Source organism: Brevibacillus sp. NRRL NRS-603 (assembly GCF_003013445.1).
In the GTDB taxonomy this organism is placed as follows: Bacteria; Bacillota; Bacilli; order Brevibacillales; family Brevibacillaceae; genus Brevibacillus; species Brevibacillus formosus.
The window spans coordinates 34,709-54,591 of record NZ_PXZN01000001.1 but is presented as its reverse complement, the minus strand read 5'-3'; the positions used below and the strand labels follow the sequence as shown (position 1 = coordinate 54,591).

The 19,883-nt window shown below is 49.2% G+C and carries 22 protein-coding genes and 1 pseudogene; 11 read left to right on the top strand and 12 right to left on the bottom strand.

The window, feature by feature from the left end; all coding sequences use genetic code 11:
- Positions 1 to 424: 424 nt before the first annotated feature.
- The 8 genes from thiO to C7R94_RS00255 all read left to right on the top strand — a co-directional run bounded on the left by thiO (position 425) and on the right by C7R94_RS00255 (position 6,221).
- Positions 425 to 1,528 carry a glycine oxidase ThiO gene (thiO, locus tag C7R94_RS00290; protein ID WP_106777986.1) on the top strand — a complete coding sequence of 368 codons (1,104 nt, stop codon included), beginning with the start codon at positions 425 to 427 and terminating at the stop codon, positions 1,526 to 1,528.
- 88 nt (positions 1,529 to 1,616) lie between these two features.
- A complete protein-coding gene (locus C7R94_RS00285) occupies positions 1,617 to 2,417 on the top strand; it encodes an LSm family protein (RefSeq protein WP_106777985.1) in 801 nt (266 codons plus the stop codon).
- A 151-nt stretch (positions 2,418 to 2,568) separates the two neighbouring features.
- Positions 2,569 to 2,967, top strand: a complete 399-nt coding sequence (locus C7R94_RS00280) for a YugN-like family protein (protein ID WP_047073501.1) — start codon at positions 2,569 to 2,571, stop codon at positions 2,965 to 2,967.
- Positions 2,968 to 3,063: 96 nt separating this feature from the next.
- Positions 3,064 to 3,513, top strand: coding sequence for an NUDIX domain-containing protein (locus tag C7R94_RS00275; protein ID WP_106777984.1), 450 nt, complete (start codon positions 3,064 to 3,066; stop codon positions 3,511 to 3,513).
- 102 nt (positions 3,514 to 3,615) lie between these two features.
- Positions 3,616 to 4,413, top strand: coding sequence for an NAD kinase (locus C7R94_RS00270; protein WP_047073504.1), 798 nt, complete (start codon positions 3,616 to 3,618; stop codon positions 4,411 to 4,413).
- Positions 4,414 to 4,438: 25 nt separating this feature from the next.
- Entirely contained in the window at positions 4,439 to 5,176 is a 738-nt protein-coding gene (locus tag C7R94_RS00265; RefSeq protein WP_106777983.1) for an MOSC domain-containing protein, read from the top strand.
- On the top strand, positions 5,173 to 5,661 hold the full coding sequence (locus tag C7R94_RS00260) for a YbaK/EbsC family protein (RefSeq protein WP_106777982.1): 489 nt from the start codon (positions 5,173 to 5,175) through the stop codon (positions 5,659 to 5,661). Before C7R94_RS00265 ends, C7R94_RS00260 begins: the two co-directional genes overlap by 4 nt.
- Positions 5,658 to 6,221, top strand: a complete 564-nt coding sequence (locus C7R94_RS00255) for a hypothetical protein (protein ID WP_106777981.1) — start codon at positions 5,658 to 5,660, stop codon at positions 6,219 to 6,221. Before C7R94_RS00260 ends, C7R94_RS00255 begins: the two co-directional genes overlap by 4 nt.
- Before the next feature lie 68 nt (positions 6,222 to 6,289).
- On the opposite strand, the gene C7R94_RS00250 is transcribed toward C7R94_RS00255, so the two are convergent.
- From C7R94_RS00250 to C7R94_RS30150, 9 genes are all read right to left on the bottom strand, one after another.
- A complete protein-coding gene (locus C7R94_RS00250; RefSeq protein WP_106777980.1) occupies positions 6,290 to 7,543 on the bottom strand; it encodes an MDR family MFS transporter in 1,254 nt (417 codons plus the stop codon).
- A 220-nt stretch (positions 7,544 to 7,763) separates the two neighbouring features.
- Positions 7,764 to 8,255, bottom strand: a complete 492-nt coding sequence (locus C7R94_RS00245; protein WP_106777979.1) for a GNAT family N-acetyltransferase — start codon at positions 8,253 to 8,255, stop codon at positions 7,764 to 7,766.
- Between the two features lie 52 nt (positions 8,256 to 8,307).
- Positions 8,308 to 9,015, bottom strand: a complete 708-nt coding sequence (locus tag C7R94_RS00240; RefSeq protein ID WP_106777978.1) for a 3'-5' exonuclease — start codon at positions 9,013 to 9,015, stop codon at positions 8,308 to 8,310.
- Between the two features lie 11 nt (positions 9,016 to 9,026).
- A complete protein-coding gene (locus C7R94_RS00235; RefSeq protein WP_199197909.1) occupies positions 9,027 to 10,040 on the bottom strand; it encodes a DUF294 nucleotidyltransferase-like domain-containing protein in 1,014 nt (337 codons plus the stop codon).
- 49 nt (positions 10,041 to 10,089) lie between these two features.
- Positions 10,090 to 11,424 carry an ammonium transporter gene (locus C7R94_RS00230; protein ID WP_106777977.1) on the bottom strand — a complete coding sequence of 445 codons (1,335 nt, stop codon included), beginning with the start codon at positions 11,422 to 11,424 and terminating at the stop codon, positions 10,090 to 10,092.
- 124 nt (positions 11,425 to 11,548) lie between these two features.
- The gene (locus C7R94_RS00225) at positions 11,549 to 12,796 is read right to left on the bottom strand and encodes an MFS transporter (RefSeq protein WP_106777987.1); all 1,248 of its coding nucleotides are present in this window, start codon (positions 12,794 to 12,796) and stop codon (positions 11,549 to 11,551) included.
- A gap of 80 nt (positions 12,797 to 12,876) precedes the next feature.
- On the bottom strand, positions 12,877 to 14,061 hold the full coding sequence (locus C7R94_RS00220; RefSeq protein ID WP_106777976.1) for an MFS transporter: 1,185 nt from the start codon (positions 14,059 to 14,061) through the stop codon (positions 12,877 to 12,879).
- Between the two features lie 76 nt (positions 14,062 to 14,137).
- Positions 14,138 to 14,428, bottom strand: a complete 291-nt coding sequence (locus C7R94_RS00215; protein WP_047073520.1) for an ArsR/SmtB family transcription factor — start codon at positions 14,426 to 14,428, stop codon at positions 14,138 to 14,140.
- A gap of 48 nt (positions 14,429 to 14,476) precedes the next feature.
- Positions 14,477 to 14,635, bottom strand: a complete 159-nt coding sequence (locus C7R94_RS30150; RefSeq protein WP_199197907.1) for a hypothetical protein — start codon at positions 14,633 to 14,635, stop codon at positions 14,477 to 14,479.
- A 134-nt stretch (positions 14,636 to 14,769) separates the two neighbouring features.
- On the opposite strand from C7R94_RS30150, the gene C7R94_RS00210 reads away from it, so the two are divergent.
- Positions 14,770 to 15,129 carry a toprim domain-containing protein gene (locus tag C7R94_RS00210; RefSeq protein WP_106777975.1) on the top strand — a complete coding sequence of 120 codons (360 nt, stop codon included), beginning with the start codon at positions 14,770 to 14,772 and terminating at the stop codon, positions 15,127 to 15,129.
- Positions 15,130 to 15,193: 64 nt separating this feature from the next.
- Positions 15,194 to 15,400 carry a hypothetical protein gene (locus C7R94_RS00205; RefSeq protein WP_047073524.1) on the top strand — a complete coding sequence of 69 codons (207 nt, stop codon included), beginning with the start codon at positions 15,194 to 15,196 and terminating at the stop codon, positions 15,398 to 15,400.
- A gap of 33 nt (positions 15,401 to 15,433) precedes the next feature.
- Here C7R94_RS00205 and C7R94_RS00200 read toward each other — a convergent pair.
- Positions 15,434 to 16,213 (bottom strand): annotated as a pseudogene (locus tag C7R94_RS00200) (undecaprenyl-diphosphate phosphatase).
- Between the two features lie 190 nt (positions 16,214 to 16,403).
- Here C7R94_RS00200 and C7R94_RS00195 point away from each other — a divergent pair.
- Positions 16,404 to 17,324, top strand: coding sequence for a CvfB family protein (locus C7R94_RS00195; RefSeq protein ID WP_106777974.1), 921 nt, complete (start codon positions 16,404 to 16,406; stop codon positions 17,322 to 17,324).
- Between the two features lie 72 nt (positions 17,325 to 17,396).
- On the opposite strand, the gene C7R94_RS00190 is transcribed toward C7R94_RS00195, so the two are convergent.
- Positions 17,397 to 19,343, bottom strand: coding sequence for a TRAP transporter permease (locus tag C7R94_RS00190; RefSeq protein WP_106777973.1), 1,947 nt, complete (start codon positions 19,341 to 19,343; stop codon positions 17,397 to 17,399).
- Positions 19,344 to 19,877, bottom strand: coding sequence for a DUF1850 domain-containing protein (locus C7R94_RS00185; RefSeq protein WP_106777972.1), 534 nt, complete (start codon positions 19,875 to 19,877; stop codon positions 19,344 to 19,346).
- Between the last annotated feature and the right edge of the window lie 6 nt (positions 19,878 to 19,883).

Sequence of the window (19,883 nt, the reverse complement as noted above, 5' to 3'; positions counted from 1 at the left end):
TCGTAGCACGGGCACGTTGCGTTTCTTTTGCCCGCGAATCCCTTCTCCGCTCGGTAGGACTCCACAAGTCGCTACGTCTGGAAATATTCTTCTCTGGCGTAACTGAGCGCATTCTTCATATTTTTTAAAGCTTTAAAATATCGGATAACACGGAAAGCTCGTAGAGGAAACAGGAGAAATAAGCGAAGACCTTAGGGACACCGACCGAGACGGAATGCAAAAAGCGAAACACGCCTTTAAGCGTCCACCTCTGAGACACATCCTGAAAGAACTACTTTGGACGCGGTTTCGCTTTTTGCATGGAGTCGTGCAGTCAATCCCCCAGGGGGTGGCCCTAGAAGCTGAGCGTTTTCTCCTGTTTCCTCCACGCCACAACAGCAACGTACAAGACGTTTTTAGTCAACTTGGTGAGGAGAGAAAAAAGATGAGTGATTGTCTGGTAGTGGGTGGAGGAATTATCGGATTGAGCTTGGCATACGAGCTGTCACGGCGCGGGGTGAGCGTTACCCTAGTCGAGCAGGGTGAATGGGGAGGGCAGGCGTCTTCTGCTGCCGCAGGAATGCTTGCGCCTTTGAAAGAATTCACGGCACCTGGCCCGATGCTCGATTTGGGCATGGAGTCACTTGCGCTATACCCGGAATGGGCAGCAGAGCTGGAGGAATTGACTGGCGGAGATGTACAGCTAAGCCTGGAGGGGTTGCTGACCGTCGCGTTAAATGAGGAGGAAGTCCAACAGCTTGCAGACAAGTACCGTTGGCAAAAAGAAGCGGGCCATGCTGTGCATTGGCTCTCGAATACATCGCAAGTGAAAGAGATAGAGCCGCTTCTGACCGATCAAGTGCAAGCGGCCATCTATTCTCCATACGAAGGACACATCAACAATCGAATGCTTCTTCGGGCCTTGGCAACTGCTTGCCAATTGCAAGGAGTGGAGCTGCTATCTGGCTGCGTGGTGAGCGGCATTGCGGTAAAAGGCGGAAAAGTGGTCGGGATCGAGACTTCTACAGGGTCACTGCGTGCTGAACAGACAGTGATTGCCTCGGGTGCGTGGGTTGGAATGATGCTGGAGATGCTTGGTGTTTCCGTGCCGATTCGCCCTGTTCGTGGACAGATTGCAGCCGTCTCGTCCGTGGGCATTCCATTGCGAACGGTGATTTTCGGAACGACTGGCTACATCACTCCGAAAAAGGATGGAAAAATTGTCATTGGTGCGACTGAGGATGAGAGTGGCTTTCAGCGGGAAGTCACAATGGCGGGTTTAGCCAGTGTCCTGCAAGGGACTATGCCGTATGTTCCTGCGCTACACTCCGCTACCTTTCTGGAGGCTTGGGGTGGACTTCGACCTGCGACACAAGATGGCAAACCGCTCTTGGGACCCGTTCCTGGCTGGGAAGGCCTGTTGATTGCAGGTGGACATTTTCGCAATGGTATCTTGCTTTCTCCCGTCACTGCAAAATCGATGGCGGACTTTGTGGAAAAAGGGGAGACGGAGCGTCTTTTGCCATTTTTACCTGCCCGCTTTCTGTAAATTGGGCTAGTCTCGCCCAGATTCCGGTAACCTCCCCATAGGCACTTGTATATGGTAATAAAGAAACACCAGAAGGGGAGGAGTTTCCATGCAGTCTGATTCTGAGAAAAACCTGTATCAGGCTGACATTCAATTTGTCAGCCTGTTAAAGGATATGCGAGAAAATGTGCACAACATTTGCAAGGAGCACGTGGAGAAAAAAGTGCGCATTGAAGCAATTGACGGGCAAGTGTTTGAAGGCGTCATCGTCGATTATGATGATCAGAACGTATACGTAGAAGTTGTAGATCAGGATGCGGAGGAAGAAGAAGTTTTCGAAGAGTATGACTATGAGAACTATGAGGACTACAATCCTTATCAAGTCATGGAAGTGGACAGTCGGCAGCCGTACGGAGGATGGGGGCAGTATCCTGATTATTACTTTCAGTATGTGAACTATAATCCGTATGCAGGTTATCCTCCCTATGGCGATCTCAGTCCTTATGGCGGCAACAATCCATTCTATCCGCAGGTAAGTCCCTACGGCGATGAGTACAATCCTTACAGTCAGGTCAGCCCATTCGGCAGCTCCAACAACTCACGGCTCAGCCCGTATAGCAGCAGCAATCGTCCTGCACCCCAAGTCAGCCCGTATAGCAGCAGTAACCGTCCCGCTCCCCAAGTCAGCCCGTATAGCGATCAGAAGCCGCAGGTAAGTCCTTGGGAGCAAAATCTATCGCCATTTCCACCATACCCGCCGTATCCGCCATTTTTTTGTCCGCCACCACCACCCCCGCCGCCATATGTTTTGCCAAGAGTTCAAGGGAGAAGAAGACGTAAAAGATGTCGGAACGGACGTAAAATCATTCCATTGGCACTCTTTACTCTCCTGACGATTGTCTTGATTTAATGGTGGGGAACTTACAAGCCTCTCAAGGCCATCACGGCTTAGGAGGCTTGCTGCTTTTTGTAGATGTGAGAGTACAACCTCACCTTTTGTCACACACTACGAACAAAACAGTGGACGTTTCTCACAGAATAAATAAAGGCAGGGATGGACGATGAAACAAATAAGCAGCAGCTTGCCAGGCACGCGGGCAACATTTGGCTATTTTCGTGAAGCGCTTCAGCCGCATTTTACATTATCCAACTGGGATTATGAGCAAGGATACTTCGACCGGGCACTGGATGATAAAAACACGGTCTTTTTGCGCTTGCCTGTAAAAGTATTGCAAGGCGAGCTCGATAGCCCGGATGCTTGGCTGGAAATCGGGCGGCCGTTTGTGATCCGACATGTGTACCAGACTGGGGTAGAGGAAGATATCGGCTACACGGAGGCGCTCGCTTCGGGCTTGATGAATCAGTTTCAAGAGCCGGTAGACAAGGACGCCCAAATTGATTCGAGATGGATTCGAAAAGCAGAGGCGATTGTCAAAGAGCTGGAGAATCGCCTCGCGTGAGACAGGCCGTGGATAGGCCTGTTTTTTTCTTGTTCATGGCAGGGAAAATATGGGTGGCTAAAGAATGGTAGCACATGGAAAAAGCGAGGTGGAAATATGGCCTGGTACCATGCAGTGGCGAAATGGTATTGGAAAATCCGCAAGCCTCTCACCTTGGGTGTCCGTGTCATTGTAACGGATAAAGAAAAGGGAGTTTTGTTAATTCGGCATACGTATGTCCATGGCTGGTATTTGCCGGGGGGAGGGGTAGAGCGAGGAGAGTCGTTTGGCGATGCTGCTCGCAGGGAGTTGTGGGAGGAATGTGGGATACGAGCGGACGGACTTACCCTCTGCCATCTGTTTTACAGTGAGCGGGAAGGGAAGCGAGACCACATTGCCTTGTATCATGTCGACCTCACACCTGGCCAAGAATTGCATAAGGATGACAAAGAGGTAGCGGAAATGCGCTTTTTTGCTTGGGATGAGCTTCCTCGGGAAATATCACCAGCTACAGAGAGGCGTTTATCTCAATTTCGCAAGCAGTCTTTTCAGAGTGACCGCTGGTGACAAGTGGGATTTTATGCAAGTCGATTTTTCCTATGGTATAGTGAAGACAAACAACAGAGCGTATAAGACCGCTTGTAAGGATAAAAGTGAGGGCAGACCAGCATGAAGATTGCGACTGTACTGCGAAATGACGATTATACACGAGAAGTGGAACAAGCATTAAAAGAAAAGCTGCATGCAGCAAATAGCCCGTTTACCTTTGTGAAGGGACCAGGTGAGCAACCAGATATGGTGTTGTCCATCGGGGGAGACGGGACACTTTTGGAAGCTGTCCATCAATACGGGATCGAGCCATCCTATGTGGGGATTCATACGGGCCATCTGGGCTTCTATGCGGACTGGCGTCCCGAGGAGCTGGACGAATTCGTTGAGCGTTTGATGAACGATGAGCCTCTGATCGCGGAATACCCGACTGTCCAATGCAGGATCAGCACAAGAGATGGAAAGCAGTACGAAAAGTGGGCGTTGAATGAAATGGTTTTGCGTAACGCGAATCTGTCTACTTTGGTGACATGCGTCTATATCAATGGCGATGAGCTGGAGACGTTTCGCGGTGACGGCTTGATCGTTTCATCACCGTCAGGAAGTACAGCCTACAACAAGGCGGTGGATGGAGCGATTGTTCATCCGTCCATTGAGGCGATTCAGTTGTCCGAGATCGCTTCGATCAATAACCAAGCGTATCGGACGATTAATAGCTCACTCGTATTGCCGAAGCATCATGAAGTAGAGCTGATTGTCATGAATCCCGAGATTATGATCGGCCTAGACCGCGAGCAGGCTGTATGGAGAGACGTGTGTTCCATTCGCTGCCGAGTGGGACCTGACAAAGTGAAATTTGCTCGCTACAAGCGCCTGACGTTTTGGGGGCGGGTTCGTAATTCATTTATATCCGGATAGAGAAAGCGTTGGGGAGGGGAACCAAATGAAAAAAGTAGGAACACTACAGACCATTTTTCGTCATCCTGTCAAAGGAATGCGAGGGGAAGAGCTATCATCAAGTACGGTCGATGAATTTGGCTTGTATGGAGACCGTGCCTATTATTTTTTGGATAATGCTCGTCAAGGTAAGTATCTCAGTGCGGATGTTGTGCCCGCTCTTATGGGGTATCATGCCAGCATGAGCGAAGGCACAGGAAAAGAAGCGTATCCGCCGGTTCGGATTGAAGCCCGAGATGGCAGTGTACATACGTGGGATGATACTTTTTTTGCCCATGTCGCGGAGACGGCGAAGCGCTCCATTACACCGATGATTAGTAGTCCGCAAGAAGGCGGTGTGAACTGGGAAGACCACATTCTACTGGTCACGGATGCATCTCTTAGAGAGATCGCGCGGCAGATTGGCGCAGAACAGGTTGATCCAAGACGCTTTCGGGGGAATTTGGTCGTTGTTCTGGAGGATGATGAGCCGTTCGCGGAAGACAAATGGCTGGGCCAACAGATCAAAATCAATGATGTGACCTTGCAAGTCAACAAGCACTGCGAGCGCTGTGTATATGTCAATATTGATCCAGAAACGTTAGCGATGACTCCTGCCGTATTGAAAGCATGCGTCAAGCGTCACGATAATCACTTCGGCGTTTATGCTTCGGTTGTCACGCCAGGCAGTGTGTCACTAGGCGATGACGTTTTTTTAGTGGAGATGGGGAGTGACGGGGAATGATTGCTGGCCCTTTGGAAAAGGTTCGCAGCTATGTACAACGCTATGATTCGAGTATCGAGCCAATTTTGTTTGAACAGCCGTTGCCTACATCCGAAGTTGCTGCGCAGGCATTAGGTGTCGAGATCGGTCAAATCGCAAAGTCGATCTTGTTTCGGGTAGATGAGCAATTCGCCTTGTTCGTGGCAGCAGGAGATGTACGCGTCCATCCTAAGCAAGTGAAGGCAGCGTTTGGACAAGGAAAGCCAAAGATGGCAACGCCGGAAGAGGTGGAAAAAATGACCGGCTTCCGTGTTGGTGCGGTTTGTCCGTTTGCCTTGCAGGAAGAGGTTCCTGTATTTGTGGATCGCTCCTTGAAGCGTTTTTCGGTGGTTTATACGGCTGCTGGTATAGCAGAATCGCTTTTACCCGTCTCTTATGAAGCCTTGTTGAAGATGACAGGAGCGAAAGAAATCGATGCAGCTTCGGCAGAAGGAAGCGCATCATGAAAAAGGTTGCAGTCTCCATCGCAGCAGTAGCCATTGTCGTAGTCGCTGGTCTTGCCATGCTCGGAATGTCTAACCAAACGACTGCAATTGAAAACGGCATCTCCCATTCTGCTTCCTCGTTTAAAGAGATGACAACAGACACGTACCTGAGTCATTACAACAAAATCAAAGAAGATTTAGCTGTGAAAGGAATTCATCCCCTTCCTTTTCAGCTTGAGCTGGACAAGCAAACGAATTACAACTGCTTTTATTATCCAAAACACCAAAACGCTGCAAGCAAAAAAACGATATGGGTTAGCGTTATGCTGAGCGGTGATCAAAAAACAATAGACGGCATCATGTATGAAGGGGTTCCTGACATTCATACTGTGAAGGCGATGATTCAAGCTACTGGACTTACTTGGACTCCAGAGCTGGATCAGTTCATTGCGCTTACCAACGTCGCCAAAACGCCAAAAGAAATGGTTGTTTCCGATGTGAAAATAACGATCGAAGGAACGTCAGCACAAATAAAAGTAATGGTTGACCCCGTGAAATTGGAAGCTCCCAAAAAATTATAATGCTGAAAAGGAAAAAGTGGTTGGCAGGAGGTTATGGCTGCGCAACCACTTTTCTTTTTTGTTGTCGTTTAGCTGGAATGAGAGGACTCGCGTTTCTGAACGATTTGGAATAGCTTCACATAAAGAACGGCACTCAAAAGGGAGCAGAACAAGATAAATCCAAAAACGCCAATCGGCATGATCCACTCCGAAAGAATAACGGTCACGGGAGCGAGGAAGCGGCCAAGCGAATACTGCAGGTTAGCGGCACCCATGTACTGTCCGCGTGCATGTTCTGGTGCGTATTTGCTGACAAAGCTCTGCTCGACAGGAGTCCGCATCACTTCCCCTACTGTAAAAATGACCACGCATCCGAACAACAGCCAGGCATTTGTCGTGAATCCCACCAGAAACATGCCCACACCAAACAGCGAGGAGGACAAGAGGAAGACATTCCGGTCGCTCCAGTTCTCAAACCATTTGGTAACAGGCAGGGCGCACAGAACAAACAGAAGGCCGCTTATTCCCACCATCCATCCGAAAATCTCCGTACTGCTAAGAGAGAGTGACCAGGCATTCCACGAAAGCAGTGGCTGCGCTGGGACGAACTCTTTTACATAGACCGCCAAAAATAAATCGAGCTGCACGATTGCGATCGTGATCAGCATGCCTGCGAAAATATAGATCGCAAAAGCTTTGTCGCGTAGAATGACGGCGTAGCTCTGCCATTGCTCCTTCATAACGGAAGGGAGATGGATAGAGGCGACAGAGCTTTTTATGGAGTGTGGCAGTGTCTCTCTCACATTGAACCAGATTGCAATCGAATACAAAAATGTGACAAGCGCACAAGTCCACAGCAGCTCACTGCGATATTGAAAGAAGAAGATGGCGCCCAGAGCGGGACCCAATACAGCGCCAATGTTCATGGCTGTAACGAAGGTAGCGAAGATTCTGCGTCTATCTTTTTCTGAGGTGAGATCAGCGACCATCGCAGAACTCGCCGGGCTGTATACCGCTTTGCCTAGCCCGATTCCAATAAACGCAAGATAATCGATCCAAGAAGAGAGGGAGAAGGCAAACAGGACAAACATGCCTGCCTGCAAAAACGCTCCTGACAGCATGACATATCGACGTCCAAATCGATCAGCCAAATAGCCGCCAAAAAGATTGCCGATCATACTCATAATCGGTGGCACTGTCATGAGTAACCCGGCAATATTTTTGCCAAAGGTATCACTAAAGTGGAGGGTAAGAAAGGGAAAGTACATCCAAAATAATAGGTTGAAAAGTGTCTCGCCGATCAATCGCGTCTTCAGATTCAGATCCCACGACAGCCATTGCACAACAGATTTACCTCCTGTTTTTGATTCCCTGGCCAGGTACACCTACTTTAGTGGAAATTTTCAAAAAGATATAGACTTATAATCATCCGTCGGTTACACTAATATCATAAGGGCTAAGGGATTAGACCCTAGCTTAAGATGTGCCACTTTTAGGTATTCGCTTCTTACAAAACATAAGCCGACACTTCCTGCGTAAAGGGGTGTCGGCTTTTCGTATTTGTTACTTGACCATCCATTGATAAAAATGAACGTCGTGCCACTCTCCGAACTTGAATCCTACCTCTTGAAACTTCCCTGCCAAGCTAAACCCGAACTTCTCGTGCAGCCTCACGCTGGCGTCATTGCCCCCTACGATTCCGCTTACGATCGTGTGGTATTCGAGCTGTCTGGCGCGCTCCAGAATCGCACTCATCAGGGTAGTGCCGACGCCTTTCCCATTTTGATCAGGGGCGATATAAATAGACAGTTCCGTTGATTTTTGATAGGCGGGCTTCTCACGGAAAACGGACAGACTGCAATATCCGATCACATTCCCTTCGTATTCGGCAACGATGATCGGATGTCTGTCACCGTGCTTGTGAAACCACACTTCGCGCTGGGCCAAGGTCTGTGGCTCCAAGTCAAATGTCGCAACCAGATTTTCCACCGCGTAGTTGTAAATAGCGAGCATAGCAGGCAGGTCACTCAGAACTGCGTCTCGGATCTGTAGCATGATATTCTCTCCTCAAGTTGTGGTAGGACTTGTTAAACGATTCGATTTAATTCTAGCGTACGGCTTCGTAAACCTCCCGCAGGTTTGTAAATCCTTGGGATTGCGCTTTTACCAGATACTTCGCCCAAAGCGTACCAGCGGCAACAGCGTCACAGTAAGCGTGATGCCTGCGTGAGATCGGGATGTCGTGGGCCGCGCAGAGGGCGTCCAGCGAGCCGTTGCCAATCGGATTACTCAACAATCGAATGAGCAGCATCGTATCCAGCATGCGGTGGGTAAACGGACGCCGGCTCGTTTTCCAAAGCCCGGCTCGCAAAAATTCACGCTCATGGCGAGAATGATGGGCAACGAGCGGACGATCTCCAACGAATTGAAAAAAACGGGCCAAAGCCTCTAACAGCTCGGGAGCATCTCCAACCATATCATCAGTAATCCCGGTGAGGGAGCAGATGTGTGGAGGAATCGCCCGTCCGGGATTGACCAGCGTATAAAAAGAATCGCCAAGGAGGAGGTGTTCTCCTCTCATGGCGACTGCTCCCATCGATATAATCGCGTCACCGTGGTCGGGATAAAAACCGGTCGTTTCCAGATCAACGACGACAACCTCCAGATCGTGCAGAGGAATATCCGCACTGGAATCGACTGGTTTATTCGCTTTGGAGATGGAGCGTAAATAGGCGATGTGTTGTTTATCATCTGCAATACCCGGTATGTCGCGGTTCATATGCCAAATGCGACCGAATAAGTCCCATTTTGCCACGCAATCTCCTCCTATCCCCCGAAAACGGAGGGGAGCTTTTCGGTCATTTTTTGCAGGCGGATCGCCAGCTTCATCGACTGTCGTACCATCACTTGGGTGTCAGGAGAAAGCTCCCCTAGTTTGATATAGCTATTGCTTGTGTATTGTCCATCTTCCCAATGGAGGGGGGAGATCAGTCGCAAACCTTGAATTTGCCGGAAGTATGCGGCTACCTCGTCACAAAAGCTTTTGCTCCAGACGCCTTTTTCGCCGAGTAGATCCAATCGTTCCAAGGTAGAACTGGCAAAGATGCCATGCGCCAAGGCGAAATGCCGTACACAATTCACCAGCGGCAAATAAATGCCGTACTTCAAGTTGATGGCGCCGCGGAAGCGTCCGTGGACCTCAGGTAAAACTCTGCCGAAGATTCCAAGCGGTACCCGATAATGCAGTGTATTACTCACCAGTCGATTCAGCAAGAAGACATTCCCTGCAAGCAATTGACGGAAGCGTTCATGGACGGGAGAAAAAATGGCCGATTCACCCCATAAGACACGCACATCACTTGCGAGCAGTAAATAACGGGCGTTTTCCCAGATGGGGTGAGAGACCCATCTGTCGATTTGGTCCAGCCATTGTTCGGTGCTGCCTCGCCATTTGGGGGAGAGGCAAGTGACATTCCCTTGGCAGGGAGGATAACCAGCCACTTCCAAGCCTGCAACGATCGTCGCCCCCAGCAATTGAAAGTAGCCATGTATCTTCTCTTTTTCCTGTTCGCCCAGATGATTTGGCATTTGATAGACGAGACCGTTATCTTGATCGCTGATGAGTGCTTGCTCTGATCGACCGCCACTGCCGAATTGCAGAAAGGCAAAGGGGACGGGAGGGGTACCCAAGCCTCTTTTGGCAAGGTCGTTCACAGCGAGGAGCACCCCTTGTCGGATGAGATTGTCGTGAATCAGATTGACGGTGATGGAAAAAGGAGCCAATTCCCCTGCGCGATTCAATGGGCGCAGCACAGAAGGGTCCAACAATTCTCGTCGCAATAAGGCCAGCTGGGCAAAGGAGTCGACATTCCGTATTTTTTCCACTTGTTCAGGTGAGAGAGTGAGAGGTGCTGCTTTGAGTAGATGCAACCGGTCGTACCCGTTCAGGCTGGAGTAGTTCGGGATAGCCGTATCCCCCGTGTTCGCTAAGGTCAAGACCAACCACCTCTTCCTCTTCAGTGACTCGCAGGCCAATGGTTACTTTTAACACATACAAAATGATGAAGGCTACTACGAAAACGTAGAGCGCAGAGCCAGCCAGGCCTAACGCTTGAACCCCTAACTGATGCAGGCCGCCGCCATAAAAAAGCCCAGGACCGCCTACGCCAACCTTTTCGGACAGTTCTGGTGTAGCGAATAGGCCTGTGGACAACGTTCCCCATATACCAGCCACCCCATGCACGGAAAAAGCGAAGACAGGATCATCAATCCCCATACGGTCAAACCAAATAGATGTATAAAATGTAAGAATACCTGACATAGCGCCGATTACAACGGCTGCCCACGGATCGACGAAGGCGCAGGATGCTGTAATGGCGACGAGAGCAGCGAGTACGCCGTTGAGCATGCTTGGGATATCTGCTTTTCCCATGACGATCCAGGAGATAGCAAGAGCGGCGACAGCGCCCGCTGCGGTAGCGAGATTGGTAGTGACGGCGATATAGCCGAAAAATCCCGATGTGCTGCCCAGCGTGGAGCCGGCATTAAAGCCGAACCAGCCGATCCAAAGAAACAGAACACCTAAGACAGAGTAGACTTGGTTGTGACCAGGAATCAGATTGGAGCTGCCGTCGCGATTGTATTTTCCAATACGAGGCTTCAAAAGGATAGTGGCGACGAGTGCGACGATGGCCCCTTGGAGATGGACAACCGTAGAACCAGCGAAGTCTTGCATCCCGAGCTGCGCTAACCAACCGCCGCCCCATACCCAGTGTCCGACGACAGGATAGATGAGGACAGTAAACAGTACGCTGAAAATAAAGTAAATGGACAGCTTGGCGCGTTCTGCAAAACCACCCCAGGCGATCGCGAGTGAAACGGCAGCAAAAGCGAGCTGAAAAAGGAAGAGAATTGAGATAGGAACAGTTGCAGCGGAAAAGGCGGAGAAAGCGTCTTTTTGCATGCCGTCAAAAAAGAATCCGGAAAGACCGATGAAAGAGTTGCCGTCTCCAAACGTCAGACCAAAGCCAAACGCCCAGAAAGCAATCGAGCAGATGCCGAAGGTAAGGACTGTTTTGCCAGCAACGTGACCAGCGTTTTTCATGCGAGTAGAACCAGCTTCCAGCAGGGCGAATCCAACCTGCATGAGAATGACCAGAATGGCCGAGACCATGACCCATGTGGCGTCAATGGCAGACGAGAGACTTGCGACAGTAGGTTCCATCCATCCACCTCTTTTCTGTGTCATATAACCTGACACTATTTTATTTATGTCAGATTATATGACATGAAAAATGCGGTTGCAATTGTTTTTTTGCAAATAATGAGAAAACACCAATCCTTCTCTCTTAAGCGGAGGAGGATTGGTGTTGCTCGGTTGGTGCTCGTTTTTCAATCAGAAAGCCTACGAAGCTCATCGCAGCAAGGAATAGTCCACTAATGAGGAAAAGCTGCTCGACGGGCCATTTGCCCATCCAGATGGCACCGAGGCTGCTGGACAATGTACAAAAGAAGGTGAACATGAGCATGTTGATCGCAAAAATTTTGCCTGTACTGTTGCTGGATGCTTTGATTTGAATGGCCGTCACAGTCGGGATACCAATGAGCGGCCCTCCGATCCCTGCCACTGCTGCTCCGAGAAAGGCAATCCAGTGAGCGGTACCTCCTGTCGTTAGCAACAGGAATCCGACTGCTTGAAACACCCATCCAACCATAATCACAAGTAAATACCGGGTGTAGAACGAGCGAGCCATGTAGAGGCTTCCCAGCAAGTTCCCGATCCCATAGAAGCCCAGCAAGACAGCTAATGTACTTCCGTTTCCTTGCTGCATACGTTCTGCCATAAACGGGAAGCCCACCGTGTAAGTGACCTGCCAGACGAGAAAGCCCATATTGCTAAAAAGAAGAATCAAGAACAAAGCACGATTTTGTTTTAGCTCCTGTAAACCTGAGGCAATATCCCGGGCGTACTGGCTGGGTGTCATTTTCGTAGTAGATCCTTGTTGTTGATCGGTCAACGAAATACGGATGGCATAAAGGAACAAGACGGAAATCAAATAGCTGCCTGCGTTCACAAAAAACAAAGTAGACAGCGGCATGATTGAAGCGACGAGTCCAATGGACATTGGCGCAATAATCCGAATCGTTCGGAAAGTCGTGTCTAAGATGGCATTTGCTCGCCCTAACTGCTCTTGGGGAACCACTGATTTGAGTGCAACGGTTCGCGCTGGTTGAAACAGACTGGAGAACAACCCCAACAAGAATTGGGCTACCAGAAAAAAAGCAAACTCTTCCACACCCATGTAGACCAGAATGCCTACCGTGATCGCGACAAGAATTCGCGCAACATCTGCACCCACCATGAGTATGCGTGGGCTGTACCGGTCAGCCATAACCCCGCCGACGAGGTAAAACATGAGACCCGCCACCATTTCCGGGATCGCGAGCAGGCTGAGCACCGAACCCGATTTGGTTGCTTGCAGCAAATACCAGAGTAAAGCAAAGCTGTAGCAATGATCCCCGATGCTTGCCGTCATTTGCGCAAACCAAAGCTTGAGGAACGAACCGTTTTTCCATAAAGATGGGGATGAATCCACGTTGACCCTCTCCGTCCTGCTGACTGCGATAAAATGAATTTGACCATAGCGTAGCAAGGCGAAGAGGGAAAGTAAAGGACTCATGCTTGTGCGGTTACATTTAATTTACCAGTCCTCCGAACAAAGAGAAAATAAGCAATAAGAAAGGTGAAGGAGGCGAAGGTGCTGACCCCCGCGAAACCAAAATTAGAATACAAACTGCCTGCGAAAGAAGAGGCAATGAAAGTCCCTATGTACATGCAAGCGTTGGCCAAGCTCGAGATGGTACCGCGCGAGGTGTCGGACAATGATTGCAAGTAACCCATCAGGACAGGCACAAGTACACCGCCGAAGCAATACATGAAGAAGAGGACAACCTGCAAGAAGCCGACTCCTGGTATGTAAGGCAAAACGAGATAGAGCAGGGCGCTGCCCAGAAACCCAACGGTCAAAATCGTATTTCTCTTCCAACGCTCGAGTAACCAACCGCTGAGTAAGCTGCCAACGGTGTTGCCAAGCCCAATAACGAGGGTGATCAAACCAATTTCGGTAACGGATTGCTGATATTGATCAGAAAGCCATACGCCATAGAATGAAAAGACTGCATAGACACCCGTCATGAAAACGAAATAGCCGATAAAGCTGCGCGAAGCTTGGGGCAGTCGCAACAGATCTTTGTAACGTGCAAAAATAGCCACTCGGGTGTTGTTTGTTCCGAGTCCAGTTATGGAGGTAGGAGGCAATAAATCAGGAAGTTTTCGGATGATGAGTACAAAAGCTCCGAGAGAAGCGATTCCTACAGCCAAAAAAGGAAACGACCAATGATAAGCTGACAGAAAACTGCCTATAGGTACACCGATCACTTGGGAAACGGAAAGACCTGCCATGACAACCCCCATTGCTTTTCCGATACGAGCAGGGGGAAACAAAACAGGAATGGCTGCCCACACCTGAGGACCGATAAAGGCAGAACAGATACCAGCAAGGAAGCGAAAGAAAAGCATCGCGGTGAAACTAGGCGCAAAGGCGCATGCAAGTGTGAAAAGGGCAAATCCGAGCATGCCGACTGCCATCACATGTTTCCTATTTCGATTATCAGATAGCGGTCCGGCGACTAAAGCGGCCAAAGCAAATCCGAGAGCGTAAGTTCCGATCAGCCAGGCTGCCTGGTTCGTGGATACGTGATATAACTCTCGCAAGGTTGGCAGCAGTGGGCTGATGATAAATGTATTCGTACCGATTAAAAACATGGTGAAGAAAAAGATCATCAAAAATAGGCGCTCCATAATAAAACTCTCCTCTTTGTTTTATGATTCTATAGTTAAATAACTTTTGAACTAATGAGCAAAAAAAGGATACCAATCATAAGGTATCTAAAAAACCAGGCAATATTTGATCGAATGTCTCTTTATTGATGCGCATGTATCGTGTTTGCCCCTCCTTTCTGACTTTGATCAGCCCTGCCTCGCGAAGTGTCTTGAAATGATAGGAGGCATTGGACTTGGAAGTATCGCAGGTATAGCCCACTTCGGCACAACTCAGCTCGTTGCTGGAATGATATAAGGCCTTTAAAATGGCTAGCCTTGTCTCATCTGCCAACGCTTTAAAAATCTTGACTCGTTTTTCGGTTAGTTCAAGTTGTTCAATATTCATAAAACTATCTTACTAAGGAAACGCAATCCAGGCAACCACTTTATTCCTTTATTTTTGATTGTTCCTATTTTCGTTGTTGTGCTGATGCTGATAGGAAGATCCTTGGTTGTCATCTGTATGCGTATCATCTGCAACCGTACTGCTGGTTAGCCCTGCTACGGCTAATCCTTTTTGATTCAGGTTTTTGGCGCTTTTGAATTTGGACATGTTACTACCCCCAGTTTGGTAATGGATGCTTCCTTAAGATGTCTTGTTTCGGAGGGGAGTAGTCATCCTCATTTTCCTAGATGGGAATTGAGGTATACTAAATAAAAAAGGTGCGTCAGGGAGGATGGGAGCGGATGGCAGGGTGTGTCATGATCGTCGAGGGGAAGACAGATAAAGAACGCTTGCTTCGGGTGCTCGCTGAGCCTGTCACGATTCTTTGTACATACGGTTCCTACAGCTTGGAAAAAGGGGAGAAGCTGCTCGCCCAAACAGAAGCAGCAGATGCAGATGAGGTATACCTATTTACCGATGAAGATGACAGCGGGAAAAAATTGCGAACGCATTTGAGTGAAGATTTTCCTGATGCGATCCATCTGCATACGCCGAAAATATACAGAGAGGTTGCGGACACGCCTCTTTTAGTACTGGCAGAAATTTTGGAGCGAGCAGGCTTTGCGGTTATTGTGCCTCATCCTGATCTTGGAGAGCGGTAAGGGGATAAAACACCGTTTCATCGGCTATAACAGTAGTAAATGGAATGGTGGAGGTGCGAGGCAATTGCGTAGTTTGATGACGTTTTTTAATCGAATGAATATTATGCTGTGGCTGGTAGGTATTTTTGTTGCTCATGCCGCGCTCTATCTGGTGCTGGGGACGGCGACGTGGCTGGCTACCTCACTTTTGGCAACAGCATTCTACGGCGTTATTTTATTGGTAGGCAAATTAATTGCCAGCCGTTATCCAGACAAGGAAGAAAGCAGATGAAAGCCGGCGAGCAAGCAGCCGGCTTTTTTCACACTACCAGCCCAAGAACTGCATGAGTAAAATTAACCCACCCAATACCCAGACGTAGATAGCAAAGCCCTTCATCGATCCTGTGCTGATGATGGTAAGCATCCAGCGAATGGCTACATATCCAGCTAGTCCAGCAAACATGGTGCCCACGAGCATCGGGATCAATAAAGCTGTTTCAAGCGGTGTTTCTACGAGCTTGGCTGTTTGCAAGACACAAGCACCCAGAATCGCGGGCAAGGATATTAAAAACGAAAAGCGCGCAGCGTCAGCACGGTCGATTCCGCGAAGGAGAGCACCGGCAATCGTCAGTCCTGAGCGGGAAATAGCTGGCAGGATCGCAGCACCTTGCAGTGTCCCGATGATAAGGGCGTCCGTGTAGTTGATTTCCTCGAATCTCCGATTTCCGCGTCGCATGGACTCCACCGCTCAGAGGATCGCGCCTGTCGCAAGAAATTCCCACCCGATCGTAATGCCTGTTTGGGAGATTTCTTCAAAATAATCCTCAAAGGCGAGTCCGATCACAGCCGTAGGGATTGTGCCTACGACCAATAGCTTTGTCAGTTTGCTCATCGGATTCATAATAATATAACGAACCTGTGGCCAAAAGACGATAACAACAGCGATCAGCGTACCGAAATGAAGCATCGTGTCAAATAAAAGGCCTACCTCCTGCATGCCAAACACTTTGCGAAACAGGACGAGATGACCCGTGCTGGATATCGGTAAAAATTCAGTCAAGCCTTGGATAATGCCGAGAAAAATATGTTCAAGCAACAACAGCATAGGCAAGAGTCACTCCAGTCTTGAAAAAGTAGGGCCAAGCCAGTCTTACTGTCATATGTATGTCCGTGAATGGAAGACTTGCCTATTTCGTTGGGCATCGTTATTTTGTTAGAAAAAAGTTGTGGTATTTTCTTGCGGGGGATGGGTATATTTAGTGTGCACAAAGGTAGAGAGCGAGGAAAAAATAGATATGTACAAAAGACAACAGCGTGAAAAGAGCGAGCCCCAAATCATTCAGAACGGCAATTTGGCGGCAGGGATGACGCTTACTATGACGGTAGCGCGTAAAACGGAAATCGGCTACTTTTTAAGCGATGGCAAAGATGAAGTGTTTCTCCATGCCAATGAAGCGCACGAGCGTTTACATATCGATGATGAGGTCGAGGTGTTTTTGTACCATGATCACGAGAACCGACTGGCTGCGACCATGGACATGCCTCATGTCGGCATGGGTGAATACGGCTGGCTAGAAGTGGTGGACATTTCTCCGCGCATGGGTGTATTCCTGGACAACGGCATAAACAAGGATCTGCTCTTGTTCATCGATGACCTGCCCAAGCATAGCGATGAATGGCCGCGTCCCAAGGATCAAATGCTGGTAGCGCTGAAGCAAGACAAGCTCGGCAGACTCTTGGCAAAGCCGGTCACTGAAAACGAAATCGTCAAGATCGCAGCAAAGGCAGATCAGAGTATGAAAAACAAGTCTGTCGAAGGTACGGTCTACAAAGTGATTCAAGCAGGTGCATTCCTGTTGACGGAGGACGAGCATATCCTTTTCATTCATCGTGATGAAATGGTAGGGCGTCTGCGCCTCGGACAAACTGTGCGCTGCCGTATTAGCTTTGTGCGTGAGGATGGCCGTCTGAACGGTTCTATGAAAGAGCGCAAGGAAGTACAGTATGGCGAAGATGCGGACAAGCTGCTGCGCTATTTGATCAATCGTGACGGGGCGATGCCTTATACCGATTCGACAGACGCGGATGTCATCCGAGAAAAATTCCAAATGAGCAAGTCCAGCTTCAAGCGAGCACTCGGTAAGCTGATGAAGGAACGCCGCGTGGAGCAAGTAGACGGCTGGACCAAAATCATCCGAAGCGAACAAGAAGAATAAATGAAGAAAACCCTCCTGGGCAAAAGCTTCCTGACAACAGGACACGAATGCTTGGGAGGGTTTTTTTGTTTCTTACAGTGTCGTTTGTACAGATTGCTTTTGCTTGCGGGCTTTGTAATACGACAGGGCAAATACGAGTGCGATCAAAATAAAGCCGGCGATATCCGTTTCAATTCCGGGGATGACTGCGAGCGCGCCACCTGCAACGGCCAGGATTCGCTCCAGTACGTTTAGCTTGGACATCCAGTATCCGATCAATCCTGCTCCCACACCGATCATCCCAAGTGTAGATGTCAGCATGACCCAGATTGATTCCAGCAAGGTGGTATTAATCAGCAGCAGGGCTGGCGAGATGACAAAAATATAGGGAGCCATAAAAGCGGCGATCGATAGCCGCGTTGATTCTACACCTGTCTGGATCGGCTTTGACTTGGCAATGCCTGAAGCAGCGAAGGCAGCAAGCGCAACTGGCGGCGTGATGTCTGCGACAATTCCGAAGTAGAAGGTAAACATGTGAGCCGCGATAGCAGGAACGCCCAATTGAATGAGCGCTGGAGCAGCAATGGTCGAGGTGATAATGTAGTTCGCTGTTGTTGGCGTTCCCATTCCCAAAATGAGCGAGGCGATCATGGTAAAGAACAACGTAAGCAAAAGATGGCCGCCAGCCAAATCAATCAGACCATTTGCCAGCTTCAACCCAATCCCTGTCAACGTAATCGTACCGACAATGATTCCGGCACACGCAGTTGCAGCGACGACGCCGAGAGCCATTCTCGCACCAGAGGCAAGCGCTGCAAAAATATCAGCAATAGACATGCGGGTTTCTTTTCGGAAGGCTCCTACGACAATTGTAGAGACGATACCGATAATCGCTGCCCGCTCGGCGGAGATGTTCATCATCAAGGCTGTAATAATGATCACGATCGGAAGGAGCAGGTACATTTTTTTCAAGACTTCTTTTTTGTTTGGCAGTTCTTCCTTCGAGAGTCCGCGTAATCCGAGTCGCTTCGCTTCAAAGTGCGTCATAATCCAGATCCCTACGAAAAATAAAATCGCGGGAAGAATCGCAGATTTGGCGATCTCCAAGTAAGGAACACCGATGAACTCCGCCATCAAAAATGCAGCAGCCCCCATGACAGGCGGCATGATTTGTCCGCCAGTAGAGGATGAGGCTTCCACCGCAGCGGCAAATTCGGAGCGATAGCCGAGCCGCTTCATCATCGGGATGGTAAAGGCGCCAGAGGTAACGACATTGGCAACAGAGCTGCCGCTAATCGTTCCTTGCAGGGCGCTGGAAAAAACGGCTACCTTCGCAGGACCGCCGATTCGTCTTCCTGCAATGACCAGTGACAAATCGTTAAAATACTCGCCGACCCCTGTTTTTTCGAGAAATGCTCCAAACAGTACAAACAAAAAGATAAAGGTAGAGGAAACAGCAAGTGGCGTACCGAGAATACCTTCTAGTGTGTAATAGCTGTGTCCGATAATCCGTTCGATATCATTGCCGCGATGCTCCAAAAAGCCTGGCATGTAAGGTCCGAGGTAGGTGTATAAAAGGAAAATAGTAGCAATTAGAGCGATTGGAATTCCGACGACTCGTCGTGCAGCCTCAAGGACAAGCACGACAGCAATACCGCCCACCACCATATCCATTGTCGTATAGTTACCTGTTCGGGTAACGAGTCCTTCGTAGTCAATGACCCAATACATTGATACAAGGACGCCTAACAGGGCGAGAATCATGTTCACGATTCCGATTTTGTTCTTGTTGCCTTTGGATGTCCCTGCATACAACAGATAGACAAGTGCTAGTCCGAAGGCTAAGTGGATCGGGCGATGAATCTGGGGAGGCAGTGTGAAGAACAGCGTGCTGGATAACTGGTACAGGGAGAAGAGGACAAGTAGACCAAAAGAGATCCACTTCATGGGACCCGCGAGCTGGCGTGTGGCTGATTCTTTGTCGTATTGCGCGATCAGCTTATCCATCTCTTGCTGGTTCATATTCGTTGTTGTACTCATCTAGTAACCTCCTAACTCGCTCAGAATGGATCGCTTTTCTGCTTGAATCGTGATGGCTTCTCCCGGCTTGTCGATCAAGCTCAACGGAATATCCTTTCCAGCGAAAAGCAACGTATGATTAGCCCGTACTTGCCCGATAAACAGCCGCAGGGCAGGAAAAGACCGCTGCATATTGCGAATGTGGAATCGTCCATCGGCAAGAACCAGCTCTTCGCCAGGAGCCAATTCATTTTCCATGCCGATACCGTAATCGTGAAAGCTCATCTCCGACAAAATAATTTGACCGTCTACAATCCGGTACTGCTCCTCGATTGTGGAGCGATGAATGGAATGAGTCCAGCGGATGCCAAATGCTGCTTCATCCAGTATGTTGGCACTCCAAACTACTTGATTCGACTGTGTATCCCGAATAACCAGAGCGGGAATCAGCGGAGTGGAGATACCCGCATAAATGACAATGCTGAGGAGAAGGAAGGAGAAAAGGCGGAACAACGTCCGCCCTTTTCCTTTTATTACTGCCTGGATAAAAACCATCTGGCT

What these genes read in the sequence shown, in the direction of transcription:
- thiO (WP_106777986.1), top strand. Translation starts at nt 425, where the DNA reads ATGAGTGATTGTCTGGTAGTGGGTGGAGGAATTATCGGATTGAGCTTG.
- C7R94_RS00285 (WP_106777985.1), top strand. Translation starts at nt 1,617, where the DNA reads ATGCAGTCTGATTCTGAGAAAAACCTGTATCAGGCTGACATTCAATTT.
- C7R94_RS00280 (WP_047073501.1), top strand. Translation starts at nt 2,569, where the DNA reads ATGAAACAAATAAGCAGCAGCTTGCCAGGCACGCGGGCAACATTTGGC.
- C7R94_RS00275 (WP_106777984.1), top strand. Translation starts at nt 3,064, where the DNA reads ATGGCCTGGTACCATGCAGTGGCGAAATGGTATTGGAAAATCCGCAAG.
- C7R94_RS00270 (WP_047073504.1), top strand. Translation starts at nt 3,616, where the DNA reads ATGAAGATTGCGACTGTACTGCGAAATGACGATTATACACGAGAAGTG.
- C7R94_RS00265 (WP_106777983.1), top strand. Translation starts at nt 4,439, where the DNA reads ATGAAAAAAGTAGGAACACTACAGACCATTTTTCGTCATCCTGTCAAA.
- C7R94_RS00260 (WP_106777982.1), top strand. Translation starts at nt 5,173, where the DNA reads ATGATTGCTGGCCCTTTGGAAAAGGTTCGCAGCTATGTACAACGCTAT.
- C7R94_RS00255 (WP_106777981.1), top strand. Translation starts at nt 5,658, where the DNA reads ATGAAAAAGGTTGCAGTCTCCATCGCAGCAGTAGCCATTGTCGTAGTC.
- C7R94_RS00245 (WP_106777979.1), bottom strand. Translation starts at nt 8,255, where the DNA reads ATGCTACAGATCCGAGACGCAGTTCTGAGTGACCTGCCTGCTATGCTC.
- C7R94_RS00230 (WP_106777977.1), bottom strand. Translation starts at nt 11,424, where the DNA reads ATGGAACCTACTGTCGCAAGTCTCTCGTCTGCCATTGACGCCACATGG.
- C7R94_RS00220 (WP_106777976.1), bottom strand. Translation starts at nt 14,061, where the DNA reads ATGGAGCGCCTATTTTTGATGATCTTTTTCTTCACCATGTTTTTAATC.
- C7R94_RS00215 (WP_047073520.1), bottom strand. Translation starts at nt 14,428, where the DNA reads ATGAATATTGAACAACTTGAACTAACCGAAAAACGAGTCAAGATTTTT.
- C7R94_RS30150 (WP_199197907.1), bottom strand. Translation starts at nt 14,635, where the DNA reads ATGTCCAAATTCAAAAGCGCCAAAAACCTGAATCAAAAAGGATTAGCC.
- C7R94_RS00210 (WP_106777975.1), top strand. Translation starts at nt 14,770, where the DNA reads ATGGCAGGGTGTGTCATGATCGTCGAGGGGAAGACAGATAAAGAACGC.
- C7R94_RS00195 (WP_106777974.1), top strand. Translation starts at nt 16,404, where the DNA reads ATGTACAAAAGACAACAGCGTGAAAAGAGCGAGCCCCAAATCATTCAG.
- C7R94_RS00190 (WP_106777973.1), bottom strand. Translation starts at nt 19,343, where the DNA reads ATGAGTACAACAACGAATATGAACCAGCAAGAGATGGATAAGCTGATC.
- C7R94_RS00185 (WP_106777972.1), bottom strand. Translation starts at nt 19,877, where the DNA reads ATGGTTTTTATCCAGGCAGTAATAAAAGGAAAAGGGCGGACGTTGTTC.